This is a genomic window from Myxococcus hansupus, from assembly GCF_000280925.3.
Classification (GTDB): Bacteria; Myxococcota; Myxococcia; order Myxococcales; family Myxococcaceae; genus Myxococcus; species Myxococcus hansupus.
Map to the genome: position 1 here is coordinate 953,671 of NZ_CP012109.1, position 15,668 is coordinate 969,338.

General features: G+C 68.7%; 13 protein-coding genes. 5 read left to right on the top strand and 8 right to left on the bottom strand.

Going from position 1 to position 15,668, the window contains the following annotated elements; all coding sequences use genetic code 11:
* Positions 1-15: 15 nt before the first annotated feature.
* The 7 genes from A176_RS04015 to aroF form a co-directional block, all read right to left on the bottom strand.
* Positions 16-4,542, bottom strand: a complete 4,527-nt coding sequence (locus A176_RS04015) for a CARDB domain-containing protein (RefSeq protein ID WP_002635903.1) — start codon at positions 4,540-4,542, stop codon at positions 16-18.
* Between the two features lie 119 nt (positions 4,543-4,661).
* Complete coding sequence (gene trpA / locus A176_RS04020; protein WP_002635902.1) at positions 4,662-5,459, bottom strand: tryptophan synthase subunit alpha; 798 nt, start codon at positions 5,457-5,459, stop codon at positions 4,662-4,664.
* Complete coding sequence (gene trpB / locus A176_RS04025; protein WP_002635901.1) at positions 5,456-6,661, bottom strand: tryptophan synthase subunit beta; 1,206 nt, start codon at positions 6,659-6,661, stop codon at positions 5,456-5,458. Before trpB ends, trpA begins: the two co-directional genes overlap by 4 nt.
* Positions 6,662-6,666: 5 nt before the next feature.
* The gene (locus A176_RS04030) at positions 6,667-7,305 is read right to left on the bottom strand and encodes a phosphoribosylanthranilate isomerase (protein WP_002635900.1); all 639 of its coding nucleotides are present in this window, start codon (positions 7,303-7,305) and stop codon (positions 6,667-6,669) included.
* The gene (locus A176_RS04035; RefSeq protein WP_044889799.1) at positions 7,302-8,060 is read right to left on the bottom strand and encodes an indole-3-glycerol phosphate synthase TrpC; all 759 of its coding nucleotides are present in this window, start codon (positions 8,058-8,060) and stop codon (positions 7,302-7,304) included. The genes A176_RS04030 and A176_RS04035 overlap by 4 nt, the downstream gene beginning before the upstream one ends.
* A 175-nt stretch (positions 8,061-8,235) precedes the next feature.
* Positions 8,236-9,252: an anthranilate phosphoribosyltransferase gene (trpD, locus tag A176_RS04040; protein ID WP_002635898.1), complete on the bottom strand. Its 1,017-nt coding sequence runs from the start codon at positions 9,250-9,252 to the stop codon at positions 8,236-8,238.
* A 3-nt stretch (positions 9,253-9,255) separates the two neighbouring features.
* The gene (aroF, locus tag A176_RS04045; RefSeq protein WP_002635897.1) at positions 9,256-10,281 is read right to left on the bottom strand and encodes a 3-deoxy-7-phosphoheptulonate synthase; all 1,026 of its coding nucleotides are present in this window, start codon (positions 10,279-10,281) and stop codon (positions 9,256-9,258) included.
* Positions 10,282-10,431: 150 nt separating this feature from the next.
* Between aroF and A176_RS04050 the strand changes: the two genes are divergently transcribed.
* From A176_RS04050 to A176_RS04065, 4 genes are all read left to right on the top strand, one after another.
* The gene (locus A176_RS04050) at positions 10,432-11,682 is read left to right on the top strand and encodes an NAD(P)/FAD-dependent oxidoreductase (RefSeq protein ID WP_002635896.1); all 1,251 of its coding nucleotides are present in this window, start codon (positions 10,432-10,434) and stop codon (positions 11,680-11,682) included.
* Entirely contained in the window at positions 11,679-12,338 is a 660-nt protein-coding gene (locus A176_RS04055) for a hypothetical protein (RefSeq protein WP_044889712.1), read from the top strand. The genes A176_RS04050 and A176_RS04055 overlap by 4 nt, the downstream gene beginning before the upstream one ends.
* Before the next feature lie 33 nt (positions 12,339-12,371).
* On the top strand, positions 12,372-13,349 hold the full coding sequence (locus tag A176_RS04060; RefSeq protein WP_002635894.1) for a sigma-70 family RNA polymerase sigma factor: 978 nt from the start codon (positions 12,372-12,374) through the stop codon (positions 13,347-13,349).
* A 96-nt stretch (positions 13,350-13,445) separates the two neighbouring features.
* Positions 13,446-13,865, top strand: a complete 420-nt coding sequence (locus A176_RS04065) for a VOC family protein (RefSeq protein WP_002635893.1) — start codon at positions 13,446-13,448, stop codon at positions 13,863-13,865.
* Between the two features lie 52 nt (positions 13,866-13,917).
* Here A176_RS04065 and A176_RS04070 read toward each other — a convergent pair whose 3' ends face one another.
* Entirely contained in the window at positions 13,918-14,484 is a 567-nt protein-coding gene (locus A176_RS04070) for a hypothetical protein (protein WP_002635892.1), read from the bottom strand.
* Between the two features lie 163 nt (positions 14,485-14,647).
* On the opposite strand from A176_RS04070, the gene A176_RS04075 reads away from it, so the two are divergent.
* The gene (locus tag A176_RS04075) at positions 14,648-15,658 is read left to right on the top strand and encodes an AraC family transcriptional regulator (protein ID WP_002635891.1); all 1,011 of its coding nucleotides are present in this window, start codon (positions 14,648-14,650) and stop codon (positions 15,656-15,658) included.
* Positions 15,659-15,668 lie beyond the last annotated feature (10 nt).

A 15,668-nucleotide genomic window follows, 5' to 3' on the forward strand; every position in this document is an offset into this window, starting at 1 on the left:
GTCATCCGGTGAAGACTACGGCATCACCAGGATGAGCCGGTCCGCGAGGGTGTTGTTGTCCTTGCGGAGTTCCTCCAAGTACCAATCGGGGTCGGCGATGGCGCCCAGGTAGAAGGACCCCGTGGAGCTCGAGCTCGGAGGCGTGTTGGCCGTGACGGACACGTTCCGGGTGCTGCACTGCCCTGGCTCCAGGTTCATGAACGTCACCCTGCCAATGGACTGTTGGCCTTCGGGGAGGCTCCACGGTGTCAGATAGGGAGGCTTGAGCGTGCTGCTGTTCGCCAGATACAGCTCCACGCTCGCGTTGCTGGCGGCGGTCGTGCCCTGATTGCACACGCGGAGGGTGGCCATGAAGGGCGCTCCGGATTGCACGGAGGCCGGTCCCGAAACGGACGTGACCACGAGGTCCGGAGCGTTTCCTACTCCGATGAGCCCAGCGACGAAGGTGTTGTTGTCGTCGCGCAGTTCATTCATGGATGGGTAATCGTCAACGACCGCTCCCAGATACAGGGGGTGGTTGGGCTGCGCGTTCTGGGGCCTGTGCGCCGATGACGTCACCTGTTCAATGACGCACTGCCCCGGATTGAGTGTCTGCACGGGGAAGTTCCCGATGGGGGTCTGTGATGCCGGATAGGGCCAGCCGGATCCGCCCCAGCGGGGTTTGAAGATGCGGGCCTGCGTCGAGAGATAGAGGTTCACGTAGGTGCTGGCTGCCGCATCCGTGCCCTGGTTGCAGACGGTCACAACGGCGGTGAAGGGGGAACTGCCGAGGCCCGTACTGGGTGGCGCGGAGATTCCTGTGATGACGAGGTCCGGACCGTAACCGATGCCCATGATGCCGCCTACGAATGTGTTGTTGTCTTTTCGGAGTTCATTTTCTGTCTGGTATGGATTGATGATGGCGCCCAGGTGGAATGCCTTTTCGGTCTGTGCCGCGTCGGGGCGTCGTGCGGTGACAGGGACGACGAAGCTGGTGCATTCGCCGACCTCCAGTGACGGGACGAAGAACGTGCCGATGGTTTGTTGTCCGCGGCGCGCCATGGAACCCGAAGGGCCCGATGCGGGCACCACCAGACGTGCTTCCATGGACAGGTACACGTCCACGGGGGTGCTGGCCGATATGTCCGTGCCCTGGTTGCAGACCGCGACGGTCGTTGTGAACTGTTCGTGTTCGAATGCGTTCGCAGGACCGGTGACAGAGGTGATGACGAGGTCGGGCCCGTATCCAATGCTGAGACGTCCGCTCACGAAGACGTTGTTGTCTTCACGCAGCTCCTGCTCGAAGTGCTCCCCATCAACGACGGCGCCCAGATACAGGGGCTGGCCAGGGATTGACGTGGGAGGCTCCGCCGCCGTGGCGAAGATGCTTCCAGTGAAGCACCCGCCAGCGTTGATGGGAGGAAGGCTCATGAAACCCACGGAGGTCTGTGTGGACGGCAAGGGTGGGAGTGAACCGTTTCTGCGCCGCATGACCAGGGTTGGTTCCGAGGAGAGATGCACCTCCACGGAGGAACCGGTCGAGCCTGTCGTGCCCAAGTTGCACACGGTGAGGGTCGCATCGAAAGCGCTTCCTGGTGCGACGCTGGAAGGGGCTTGGAGCGCGGTGATGATGAGGTCGGGACGGCTCCCGACCCCAATCGGCTCGCTGACGAGGGTGTTGTTGTCGTAGCGAAGCTCATATGTTCCTGACCAGACATTGGCGAATGCCGCCAGGTAGAGAGGCTGGTCGGGGATGGAGAGGTACGGGCGGCGCGCGTCCACATAGGTTGTCTGTGTGAAGCATTCCTCGGGACTGAGCGAGGGGATGTGTACCATCCCGACGGGGGTTTGTGTTTCAGGCCAGGGTGGACCGGAGCCATCCCAGCGCGGCATTGTGGCCGTGGGGATGGAGGACATGTGGAGCTCCAGGTCGGAGGCGTTCGAATAGTCCGTGCCTTGATTGCAGAGGGTGACAGTGGCAGTCATGGCGCTGTCGGCGCGCGCGCTGGGGGAGGTGGTGAGCTCGGTGACGACGAGGTCAGCCCCGTCACCCACTCCGATGCGGCCCCTCACGAGCGTGTTGTTGTCTTCCTGGAGCTCGGAGACATGGCCATCCGCGTCCGCGATGGCGCCCAGGTAGTAGACCTCGCCAGTCATGGGCGGGAGGGAGACTGAGCTGGGCGCATCTGCCGTGAAGCATTGGCCCGGGAACAAGTCCGGCACACTCAGTCCTCCGGCGGGGATGTAACTCCAGGGAAGCGACGGGCCTGGGCCCTGCCCACCCGACATGCGCAGGTGCGGGTCGAGGGTGAGGAACACGCGAGCTGTGGTGGCGTCGGAAGGGGCCGTGCCCTGATTGCACACCCGAAGGGTCGGGGTGAAGGACCCGTTCTGCCTCACAGCGGGGGCGCCGGTCACGGTGGCAATGACGAGGTCGGGGCCGATCCCGACGCCCACGCGGTGACTGATGAACGTGTTGTTATCCTTTCTCCGTTCAATCACCGAGGCGAAGGGGTCAACCGTTCCTCCAAGGTAATAGGTGCTGGACGCGCCGTGCCCGAGCCCGTGGGCGGTCACGGACGTGGAGCGCGTGACGCAGTCTCCCGCTTCAAGCGGTGGCACGTCGAGCGCGCCGAGGGAGAAGCGCGCATCGGGTTCTGGAAAGAGTCCACCTGGGCCGACAGGGGCATTCAGGAATGCGTGCCGGGTGAGAGAGAGCTCGACGTGGGTCGAGTTGGCGGGATTCGTGCCTTGGTTGCAGACACGGGTCGACACGGTGAATGGCTCGGTGGCGACATTGGGGGGGCCTTGAATCGAAGTGATGACGAGATCCGCCCCGGCACCCACACCGATGCGCCCGCTCACGTAGGTGTTGTTGTCTTCGCGGAGTTCCTGCTGGCTCCACCACGGGTCGACGGTGGCCCCCAGATAAAAGGAGTCATACCCATGGGGGGCCTCGTATGGGCGGTCCGCGTAGACCTCGACGTCGGCCGTGTGGCACTGGCCTGGCGCCATCCACGGAAGGGGCAGCCAGCCAATCTCTCTCTGGGTGGCGGGGATCGGGGGCCATTCTCCAGGTGGGTCCAATGTCGGAACCATCGAAAGCTGGATCGCCACTTCGGAGGTGGTGGCGTGGTCAGTTCCCTCGTTGCACACCGTGACGGACACGGTGGCGGTGGTGTTCCAGTGGTCCATCAGCGTCGAGGGCCCACGCAGCTCGGTGATGACGAGATCTGGGCCCATTCCTACGCCCACGCGCCGAACCGTGGAGATGTTGTTGTCTTCGCGCAGTTCCAGAACGTCCTGGGATGGGTCCACGATGGCGGCCAGCGAGAGGGCTCCCATGGAAGGAGCCCCGGGCGGAGGGCCCACCGTCGTCCGCACGCCGAGGGTGACGCAGTGTCCAGCGCTCAGCGGGGGGACGTCCGCTTGTCCCACCACGAGTTGGCCGGCAGGGAGCGGCGTGCCGGAGCCCGGCATGATGATGTCAGGGTTTGAGGAGACATGGAGTTCGACGGTGCTGTGGAAGGCGGGAAGGGTCCCTTCGTTACAGATGCGCACAGCCGCGTCGAACTGGGTTTCCCGCCTCCAACTGGGAGGCGCCGTCAGCGAGGTGACCACGAGGTCCGGTGCCCCGCCGAGGCCCATGGGAGACCGCACGAAGAGGTTGTTGTCTTCTTGGAGTTCCTCGGTGAGTTGCTGGGCATCCGCGACGGCGATCAAATAGAGCGGCTGGTTGGGCGTGCTGGCCGGAGGAGGCGTCACCGTCGCCTGCACCTGCTGGATGGTGCATTGACCCTGCGTCAGCGCTGGGAGTGGGGCCGTTCCCACGAGGCGTTGGTCGGTCGGAGGCGGGGCTCCGGGACCGGGGAATGCCAGGGTCTCGTCCGTGGAGAGGTAGAGCTCCACGGTCGAACTGGTGGAGGGCTGCGTCCCCTGGTTGCACACCTTGATGGCGGCGGTGAATGCATCTCCGCTCCTCGCACTGGATGGACCCTGTACCTCGGTGACGACGAGGTCTGGCAGGGTACCGATGCCCAATGCACGCACCGCGGTGTTGTTGCTTTCGTCGAGTTCGACGAGGACCTGGTCAACGTCTGCGATGGCGCCCAGGTAGAAGGTGCCGTCCTCCCAGGGGCCTGGTGGTGTTGCGGCCCCGGTGAAGGCGCGTGTCATGCACTGCCCGGCACCGAGTGGGAACACGTCGATGGTGGCCAGAAGCAACTGATGGGGGGGAGGGGGGAGTCCCGGGTCGGGCCACGAGAGTGTGCCGCTCGTCGAGAGGTACAGATTGACGAACGAAACTCCGATAGGGCTTTCGGCGCGAGCCGTGCCTTCGTTGCAGAGAGTCACCGTGGTGGTGAAGGTCTCTCCGAATCGGATACTGGCGGGGCCTCGTAGCTCCCGAATCACGAGGTCGGGGCCAAACCCTCGATTTTGAGTCTGACTTTTGAGATGCCCTGGCTCGGTGGAGGGAGTCCCTTCCCCACAGCCAGTTCCTGCCAACAGTCCTGCTGTCAGCAGGAGCGCACTGCTCCAAGACGGCCTTTGCCGTTGCAGCATGTTGCCTCCGGACGAGTGGCCCCGCGGACGCGCCGCACGATGCGGGCGTCCGTGGAGGTCCGGAGTGTTTATAGAAAGAAATGCTATTCAGGGAAAACTGCCTAAGCGGGCAGCCGTGTCTACCCCCGAGGTCGAAGCCCTCGCTTGATGTCGGCGCAGACTGCCTTTGCCGCCGTGGCGCCTTCTGTGTGCGCGGCACGCACCAGCGCGCTGCCCACCACGACGCCGTCCGCATGGGCAGACAAGGTCCGCGCCTGCTCCGCGGTGGAGATGCCAAAGCCTGCCACCACGGGCACGGGGGAGGCCTTGCGAACCAAATCCAACCGTTGCGACAGGTCTGGCGGCAGCTCCGCGCGCATGCCCGTCACGCCCGACACGGACACGCAATAGACAAAGCCCCGGCCCTCCTTCGCGATGGCCTGGGCCCTCGCGGGGGGCGTGGTGGGCGCGCACAGCGGAATCAGGTCGATGCCCTCCGCGTCGAACGTCGCCCGCAGCTCCGCGCTCTCCTCGGGCGGCAGGTCGGGGAGGATGGTTCCCGACACGCCTCGCTCACGCGCGAGCTTCGCGTAACGCGCTCCGCCCATGGCCATGATGACGTTGACGTACGTCATGATGACCAGCGGCGTCTCCGGGCAGCGCTTGCGCACCTCCGTCACCACTTCGTCCAGCACGCGCTTGAGCGTGGAGCCGGCCTTCAGCGCCCGCTCCGCCGCGCCCTGGATGACGGGCCCGTCCGCGATGGGGTCGCTGAACGCCACGCCCAACTCGAGGATGTCCGCGCCACCCTCCACCAGCGCGGCGAACACGTCCACCGAGCGGGGCAGGTCCGGGTCTCCGGCCATGGCGTAGGCCACCAGGACGCCTTCGCCCCGCGCCTTCGCCCGCGCGAACGCCTGTGCAATCTCGCCGCTCACGCCTTCACCCCCACCGGCGGCGGCACGCCCCGCGCCGAAATCGTGGCCACGTCCTTGTCCCCGCGGCCCGAGCAGTTGATGACCAGGTGCTTGCCCGCGCCCAGCTCGCGCGCCAGCTCCCGGCCGCGCGCGAAGGCATGGGACGTCTCCAGCGCCGGGAGGATGCCCTCCATCCGGGCCACCTCGTAGAAGGCGGCCATCGCCTCGTCGTCCGTGGCGGTGCGCACCTCCATGCGCCCTGTCTTCGCCAGGTGCGCCAGCTCCGGGCCCACGCCCGGGTAGTCCAGGCCCGCGGAGATGCTGTGCGCCTCCTGAATCTGGCCGTCCTCATCCTGGAGCACCAGCGAGCGCGAGCCATGCAGCACGCCCTCCGTCCCCAGCGTCAACGAAGCGCCGTGCTGCTTCGAGTCCAGCCCGTGGCCACCCGCCTCCACGCCAATCAGCCGCACGCTCGCGTCGCCGATGAACGGGTGCAGCACGCCAATGGCATTCGACCCGCCACCCACGCACGCGATGATGGCATCCGGCAAGCCACCCCATGCCGCCTGGGCCTGCGTGCGCAGCTCACGGCCGATGACCGCCTGGAAGTCACGCACCACCGTCGGGTACGGGTGCGGCCCCGCCGCGCTGCCGATGACGTAGTGCGTGTCCGACACCTGCGACACCCAGGTGCGCATGGCCTCGTTCATCGCGTCCTTCAGCGTGCGCGAGCCCGACTCCACCGGCCGGACCACCGCGCCCAGCGCGCGCATGCGGAAGACGTTGAGCGCCTGCCGCTCCACGTCCAGCGCGCCCATGTACACCTCGCACGGCAGTCCGAAGAGGGCGCACGCGGTGGCGGTGGCGACGCCGTGCTGACCCGCGCCCGTCTCCGCGATGATGCGCTGCTTGCCCATCCGCTTCGCGAGCAGCACCTGCCCCACGGTGTTGTTGATTTTGTGCGCGCCGGTGTGCGCGAGGTCCTCGCGCTTGAGCCACACATTCGCTCCGCCCCAGGCCTCCGTGAGCCGCCGCGCGGGCGTCAGCGTGGTGGGCCGGCCCACGTATTCGCGCAGCACGCGCGCGACTTCCTCGCCAAAGGCCGGGTCCGCGGTCGCGGCGGCATAGGCCTCTTCCAGCTCCAACAGCGCCGGTACCAGCGTCTCCGGCACGTAGCGTCCGCCGAAGCGCCCGAAGCGTCCGGTGGCGGTCTCCGTACTCATGACAGTCACTCCCAGAGGTTGATGGACTTCGCGGCGCGCACGAAGGCACGCACCGCTTCCACGTCCTTGATGCCAGGGGCGGACTCCACCCCGCTGGCCACATCCACGCCGTACGGCCGCGTCGCGCGCACCGCCTCGGCCACGTTGGAGGGCTTCAGTCCTCCGGCCACCAGAACCGGCACGCCGCTGCCCGCCAGCCCCGCGACCAGCGACCAGTCGAAGCCCACGCCTCCACCGCCATACCCCGGCGACGCGCCGTCCAGCAGCAGCCCCGCCACATCCCCCACGCCCACATACGTCCGGGCCCGGGCCACGTCTTCCGGACCTGCGATGCGCAGCGCCTTGATGACCGGCACGCCGTACCCCGAGCACGCCTCCGGGGGCTCGTCCCCGTGGAGCTGCACGGCCGTGAGGCCACAGGCGCGGACCCGCTCCCGGATGTCGTCCGGCGAGGCGTTGACGAACACCCCCAGCACCGTCCCCAGGGGCGGCCGCGTGCGCGCCAAGGCCGCCGCCGTGGGGATGTCCAGGTAGCGAGGGGACTTCGGATAGAAGTTGAGCCCGAGCGCGTCCGCGCCCGCCTCCCAGGCCGCCACCGCGTCCGAGAGACGGGTGACGCCGCACACCTTCACGCGGACGCTCATGCGCTGGCGTCCTCCGTGCCGAGCAGGCGCCGCAGCGCGCGTCCCGGGTCGGGCTCGCGCAGGAGGGACTCGCCCACCAGGACCGCGTCCGCGCCCGCGTCTCGCGCCGCGAGCAGGTCCGCCAGCGACTTCAGCCCGCTCTCCGCCACCAGCACGCGTGCCCGTGAGCGGAGCAGCGGCATCACCCGCAGCGCGGTGCCCGTGTCCGTCTTCAACGTGGCGAGGTTGCGGTTGTTGATGCCCACCAGCTTCGCGCCCGCGGACAACGCACGCTCGGCGTGCGCCTCCGTGTGCGCCTCCACCAGCGCCGCGACGCCCACGGCCTTCGCGGTGGCGATCATCTCGCGCAGTTCGCCGTCCTCCAGTGCATCCGCGATGAGCAGCACCGCGTCCGCGCCCCACTGCGCGCTCTCTTCGACTTCGCGCGCGGCCACGAGGAAGTCCTTGCGGAGCACGGGCACGGCTACGGCTTCCCGCACGGCCACGAGGTCTTCCAGGGCACCTCCGAAGTCAGGCCCATCCGTGAGCACGCTGATGGCGCTCGCACCCGCGGCCTCATAGGCACGGGCCACCGCGACCACGTCCGAGTGGGGGAACGCGCCTCCCGAGGGGCTCTTTCGCTTCACTTCCGCGATGACACTCAGCGGACGCCCGGTCCGCTGCGTCACCAGTCCGAGGGCGAAGTCCCGATGCTCGGGACGCACGCGAGGCGCCATGGGGGGACGCGCCGCGAGCTCCTGGCGTTTGCGCGCCATGATGCGGTCCAACGTTCCGGGCGCCGCGCCTCCATCCGAGGTCGCACTCACGAAATGACTCCAACCCGAGAAGGTAAGGGGAGGGCCCTTGCCGGCGCCGTGTGCTCACAAGGAGCACCGCGCCAGCCCGAAGGGACGCTGACTCGCGATTCGACGGAGGGCCGCGGCGCCGTGCTCATGACGCGGCCCCGTCGATAAGCGCACCCAGCTTGCCGCGCGCCGCGCCAGAGTCGATGGCCTGCTCCGCCTTGCGCACGCCGTCGCGCAGGTCCGCGGCCAGGCCCACGACGACCAGCGCCGCCGCCGCGTTGAGCAGCACCGCGGTGCGCAGGCCGGAGCGCTCGCCGTCCAGCAGCGCGCGCAGCCGGTGGGCGTTCTCGTCCGCGTCACCGCCCGCGATGGCGTCACGTGGCACCACGTCCAACCCCGCGTCCGCTGGGGACACGGTGAAGGTGTGGACCGTGCCATCCTCGCGCAGCTCCGCCACCTCGGTGGGGCTGCACGGCGAGATTTCATCCAGCCCGTCGTGGCCGTGCACCACCCACGCGCGGCGGCTGCCGAGCCGCCCCAGCACGCGCGCCGTCTGCTCCACGCGCTTGCCGTCGAAGGTGCCCAGGAGCTGGTAGCGCGCCCCGGCCGGGTTCGTCAGCGGCCCCAGCAGGTTGAACACGCTGTGGAAACCCATGTCCCGCCGCGCCTGCGCCACGTGCCGCAAGGCCCCGTGGTGCGAGGGCGCGAAGAGGAAGCCCACGCCGTGCTCGTCGATGTCCCGCGCCACGCGCTCGTGCGGACGCTCCATGGAGACGCCCAGCGCGGCCAGCACGTCCGCGCTGCCACAGCGACTGGAGACCGCGCGGTTGCCATGCTTGGCCACCGTCACCCCCGCCCCGGCGGCCACGAAGGCCACCGCGGTGGAGATGTTGAAGGTGTGCGCGCCATCACCGCCCGTGCCGCAGGTGTCGAGCACCACCTCCGCACGGGGAGACAGCTTCGCCGCGCAGGCCCGCATGGCCTCCGCCGCGCCGAGGATTTCATCCTCCGTCTCACCCTTCATCTTCAGCGCCGTCGCCAGCGCTCCCACTTGGGCAGGCGAAGCCTCCCCGGCGAGCATCAGACCCATGACGCGGGTCATCTCCTCGCGGGTGAGGTCGCGCCGGCCCACCACCTTGCCCAGCGCTTCCTTGAGGGTCATCGCCTATCCCAGCCGGACCACTTCGCGGCCCATCGCCTGGGCGATGGCGCGGACCTCGGTCATGGACTTCTCGAACTCGGAGAAGTCCAGCGACTGGGCGCCGTCTGACTTCGCGCGCGGCGGGTCGGGGTGCACTTCGACGATGATGCCGTCCGCGCCCACCGCCGTCGCCGCGCGCATCATCGCCGGCACCGCCTTGCGCACGCCGATGCCGTGCGAGGGGTCCACGAAGACGGGCAGGTGCGAGAGCGCCTTCAGCATGGGCACCGCGTTCAGGTCCAACGTGTTGCGCGTCATCGTCTCGAAGGTGCGGATGCCGCGTTCGCAGAGGATGACCTGGGTGTTGCCGCGGGCGACGATGTACTCGGCCGCCATCAGCAGCTCCTTGATGGTGGCGCTCATGCCCCGCTTGAGCAGCACGGGCTTGCGCATGTCGCCCACCGCCTCCAGCAGGCTGAAGTTCTGCATGTTGCGCGCGCCAATCTGGAGGATGTCCGTCGCGTCCGCCACGGCCTGCAGCGTCGCGGTGTCCTTGACCTCGGTGGTGACGAGCAGGCCCGTCTCCTGGCGCGCCTCGGCCAGCAGCGCCAGTCCGTCGCCCTTGAGGCCCTGGAACTCATAGGGGCTGGTGCGCGGCTTGAACGCACCGCCGCGCAGCATGGTGGCGCCCGCCTTCTTCACCGCGTGGGCGGTGGAGAGAATCTGCTCGCGCGACTCCACCGAGCAGGGGCCGGCGATGACATGGAACGCCGCGCCGCCAATCGTGAGGTCGCCCACGCGAAGCTGCGTGTCGTCCGGCTTCACCTCGCGGCTGACGAGCTTGAACGGCTGGGAGATGGCCACGGCATCGGCGACGCCCGGCAGCACGCGGAACGGCTCTGGCTCCACGGCCCCCGGGTTCCCGGTGATGCCGATGGCCGTGCGAGTGCCCCCTGGAATCGCGTGCGGTTGCCAGCCACGACGGCGGATCTCATCGTTCACTCGCTCGATGTCCTGGGCCGTCGCGTCGGGTCGCATCACGATCAACATGGGGATACCTGCTTTCTCTCGCTCCAGAGTGTCCGTGTTACTGCATCAACTGTCTGTTGCCCGCAACCACGACTGAGTCTCCCTTGCGCCTCCCACGCTTATCAAGCGAGCGTGGGCGCTTTTCTTGAGCGGAAAGTGGAAGGAACGCGCGTGTCGAATCCGGAGGTCATCGTCGTTGGCGCGGGGCTCGCGGGACTGGCGTGCGCTCGGGCGCTCGTCGCGTCGCGGGTGAAGGTGTTGCTGCTAGAGGGAAGCGATGCACCGGGAGGCCGGGTCCGCACGGATGTCCATGAGGGCTTCCTGCTAGACAGAGGCTTCCAGGTGTACCTGTCGGCATATCCGGAAGGCCGGCGGATGCTGGACCTGGACGCGCTGTCACTCCGCCGGTTCATCCCCGGCGCCAAGGTGTGGCGGGGTGGCAAGCTGCACACGGTGGTGGACCCGCTGCGCAGGCCCGTGGATGCGCTCGCTCACCTGTTCGGTCCGGTGGGCACCTTCGGAGACAAGCTGCGCGTGCTGGAGCTGCGGCAGCTCGCACTCTCAGGCGAGGTGGAGGACGTGTGGCAACGTCCGTCACGCACCTCGCGGCGCTACCTGGAGGAGCTGGGCTTCACCGCGTCCATGCGGGAGTCGTTCCTGCGCCCCTTCTTCGCGGGGGTCTTCCTGGAGCGTGAGCTGTCCACCTCCAGCCGTTTCCTGGAGTTCGTCTTCCGCATGTTCGCCAGCGGGTACGCGGCGGTCCCGGAGTCCGGGATGGGGGCCATTCCGGAGCAGCTCTCCGCGCGGTTTCCCCCGGGCATGTTGCGGATGCGCGCGCCGGTGGCGGACGTGTGGGGCCACCGCGTGCGCATGGCGGACGGAGAGATGATTGGCGCCAGGGCGGTGGTGGTGGCCACGGACCCCGCGAGCGCGGTGGGGTTGCTTCCGGGCATGGTGCCGCCGGTGATGAACCGCGTGACGTGCCTCTACTTCGCCGCGCCGGAGCCGCCCGTGGAGGGGCCCTGGTTGCTGCTCAACGGTGAGGGCCGGGGGCGGGTGAACAACGTGGCGGTGATGAGCGAGGTGTCCCCAGCGTACGCGCCGCGCGGACAGGCGCTCGTGTCGGTCTCCGTGGTGGGCGCCACGCCGGACCTGGACACGTTGCTGGCGGAGGTCCGCGCGGAGCTGACGGCGTGGTTCGGGGCCGCGGTGTCCGCGTGGCGGCACCTGCGCACGTATGCGCTGCCGCTCGCGTTGCCCGCGCAGCCGCCGGACGCGCTGGAGCCGCCGCACCGGTCCGTGCGCTTGTCGCCGGGACTGTTCGTGTGTGGAGACCATCGTGACAATGCCTCCATCGACGGCGCGCTGGTCTCCGGCCGGCGCGCCGCGGAGGCGGTCGTGCGGGAGCTGGAGCGCGAATGAGGCGACAGGGGTTCGTGGTCATCGTGATGGGCGCCGTCAGCCTGGGCGTGGGGGTGGGGTGCAAGTCCTCGAAGACCGCTCCCGAGGCGCCCCCTCCGCCCGCCGCGGACGCGGGGAACACGCTCCGGCCCGTGTCCTCGTTCGCCTCCATCGCGGACGAGAAGGCGCGCTCGGCCGCGCTCTTCGTGGAGGCGGGGCGTGTGATTTCGCATCCGCGCTGCGTCAACTGTCACCCCGCGGATGGCGTGCCCCGGCAGGGCATGAACCAGCGTCCGCACATACCCGCCGTGACGGGAGGGCCCACCGGGCATGGCACGCCAGCCCTGCCGTGTACGTCCTGTCACCAGGAGCGAAACACTCCGCTGGTGGGCGCGACGTTGCGGAGCGTGCCCGGGAATCCAAAATGGGCGCTGGCGCCCGCGGAGATGGCCTGGGTGGGCGTGCCCTTGGGGAAGATTTGCGAGCAGCTCAAGGACCCCGCGCGCAACGGTGGCAAGTCGCTGGACGCACTGCACCACCACATGGCCGAGGACGTGCTGGTGGGGTGGGGCTGGGACCCGGGCCCGGGGCTGGAACCCGTGCCAGGGACACAGCGTGTGTTTGGCGAACTCATCCGCGCGTGGATTGACACCGGGGCCGCCTGTCCAAGCCCCTGACATGACCTGTCAGGACTGATAGACAGCCCCTCGATGAAGGACCTTCCGGATTCGGGGAAGCTGGCGTTTGGATTCGAGGAGCACCGCACGGCGCTCGTCGGTCATTGCTACCGCATGCTGGGCTCCATCGCGGAGGCGGACGACGCCGTCCAGGAGACGCTGGTGCGGGCGTGGCGCGCGATGGACCGCTTCGAGGGGCGCGCGTCGCCTCGGACCTGGCTGTACAGCATCGCCACGCGCGTGTGCCTGGACGCCTTGGCGAAGAGCGGGCGCCGCGCGCGGCCCATGGAGCTGGGGCCCGCGTACTCCATCGACGGGCCGTTGACGCCGCTGCCCGCGGACAGTTGGCTCGAGCCCATCCCGGACGCGTTGGCCGTGCCCTCGGACGCGGACCCCGCCGAACGGTTGGCGCTGCGCCAGAGCATCCGGCTCGCGTTCCTCGCGGCGCTTCAGCACCTGCCGCCGAAGCAGCGCGCGGTGCTGCTGCTGGCCGAGGTCCTGGGCTGGCCCGCCACGGAGATCGCCGAGACGCTGGAGACGTCGGTGGCCTCGGTCAACAGCGCGCTTCAGCGCGCCCGGGCGACGGTGGCGGACCTGGGCCTGGAGGACACCGACTTCCAGTCGCCTCAGTCCGACGCTCAGGCGGCGTTGCTGAATCGTTACGTGGACGCGTTCGAGCGCTACGACATGGACGCCTTCACGGCGCTGCTCCACGAGGAGGTCACCCTGTCGATGCCTCCGTTCGCGCTGTGGCTCCAGGGGCCCGAATCCATTCGCGGCTGGTTCCTCGGCCGGGGGGCGGTCTGCCGAGGCTCCCGGTTGGTGCCGGCCTCCGCGTGCGGCTCACCGGCCTTTGGCCAGTACCACGACGACGGCTCCGGGGGCCCTTTGCACCCGTGGTCACTCATCGTCCTCGAAATGGCCGGTGGACGCATCGCGGCAATGACCCACTTCCTCGACGCGAAGACGTTATTCCCCCGGTTCGGCCTCCCCCTGGAGCTGCCCCGGTAGGCGAAGGGGGGCGGATCATCTTTTTAAAAGTCGGCCGATGATTTCCGGCGGCTGTGGCAGTCAAAGCCTTCGTAACCATCCCGCCTGGAGGCGAACATGAAGGTCAGCCGTCCCCGCAAGCTCTTCCTCAACCTGCCCGTGGCCGACCTGAAGCGGTCGGTGGATTTCTTCACGAAGCTGGGCTTCGAGTTCAACAAGGACTTCACCGACGACAACGCCACCTGCATGGTGGTGGGTGAGGACGCGTTCGTGATGCTGCTCACGGATGCTCGCTTCAAGGACTTCATCAAGAAGCCGCTGCACGACGCGACGCAGAGCACCGCCGGCACCTATGCGGTGTCCGCCACCAGCCGCGAGGAGGTCGATGCGCTGGTGAAGATTGCCCTGGCCAATGGTGGCACCCCCGCTGCGGAGGCCATGGACCTGGGCTTCATGTATGGCGGCAGCTTCTACGACCCGGACGGTCACCACTGGGAGCTGGCTTGGATGGACCCGAACCAGATGCCCCCGCAGTAGTCGGTGTGATGTGCCGCGCGGAGTCTCCGTGCCTCCGCGCGGCGCACGGTCCTCAGAACCGGTAGCCCAGATGGACGGTGGGAAAGAAACCGAAGCGCGAGGTCTCGAACTCGCGCCCGTCGACTTCCACCGCGTCCTGGAACACCGAGTAGGACACGCCCACCCAGGGCGTGATGTAGAGGTGGTCCGTCACCGCGAACCGGTAGCCGATGCGTGGGCCCACCGCGACGTCCGCGCCCACGACGTGCTGGCCCGTCTCGTCCAGCGTGTAGCGGTTGCGGGTGACGTTCAGCTCCAGCCCCGCGAACAGCCCTCGGACGTCCGAGCCGAAGTAGTCGAGCTTGGCGCTCATGCCCAAGGTGGACTGCGTCCAGTCGTCGTTGCCGTGGAAGAACTTGGGCACCCGGGCGCCGAAGACGCCCAGGTTGAAGCGCACGTGGTCGAAGGCGAGCGCCACGTGGCCGGAGCCTCCTCTCAGGAACAGGGCCACGGGGTCCGTCTCCAGCTCCACCGTGGGGCCCGCGTGGGCGGTGCCCGCGGCGAGCAGGCAGGCGGCGGCGAGCGTCCGTGCCGGAGACGTGGAGGCGATGGTGCGGAAGGCCTTGGGGGCGCGGTGCATGGGAGACTCCGAGGGTCGGGACTGCTGCGGTTCGTGACGCATGCATAGGGCTGGCGATGCGTCCGGGCGCTGACGGGCTCCGCCAAATCCGTTGACTCTCCTCGCCACCGGTGGCCAGTGTTTCGGCGCAATGCGCGGCCCTGCGACGCGAAGTGGAGCGACGGTGTCGGGCCGGACGGTCCTCCCCGCCATCGGCCGGCTCCTGGCCCTGGGGATGGACATCGAGCCCCTGCTGAAGGAGGCCGGCGTCCCACGCGCCGCCCTGGAGGACGCCGACGCGCGCCTGCCGCATGAAGTCGCGCTCGACGTATGGCACCGCGCGGTGCGGTTGAGTGGTGACGCGTCGCTGGGCATTCACGCGGCGGAGTCCGTACGGCCCGGCGCCTTCGACGTGCTCGACTACACGCTGCGCAGCAGCGCCACCCTGGGCGAGGCCTGGGGCCGGCTGACGCGCTACTACCGCTTGTTGCACGACGCCGCTCAGGTGCGGCTGACGGTGTCCGGAGGACTGGCGCACCTGACACACGCCTTGCCGCCCTCGCTACCGCCGCTGCCGCGACAGGTCGCGGAGTTCATCCTGACGGCCCTGATGGTGGCCTCCAGGCAGGCCACGGGCGTGGACCTGATTCCTTCACGGGTGTCCTTCCACCACGCGGCGCCAGACGATGTCTCCGAGCACGTCCGTGTCTTCCGGTGCGAGCCGCGCTTCGAGCAGCCGCACAACGGTGTGTCGGTGGCGCAAGCGGTGTTGGAGACGCCGCTGTTGAAGGCGGACTCGGGACTGTCCACGGTGTTGGAGCGGCACACGCGGGAGCTGCTCGCGCGGCTCCCCGAAGTGCAGGGCCTGGTCGAGCGGGTGCGCGCGCATGCCGCGGAGGGGCTCGCGAGTGGCGGCGCGACGAATGAGCGCATCGCGAAGCGGCTCCACATGAGCGTCCGGACGCTGCATCGGCGGATGCGCGATGAGGGTACCTCCCTCCAGGAAGTGGTCGACACCCTGCGGAGGGAGCTGGCCTTGCGCTACCTGGAGGACCGTCGGCTCGCGATTCCGGAGGTGGCCTATCTGCTCGGGTTCTCGGAGGCGAGCGCCTTCCACCGGGCCTTCCGCCGCTGGACGGGGACGACGCCCGCCGAGCACCGGCGAGCGCCGCAGGCGGTGATGGGGGACGCGTGACGGGCCGCGC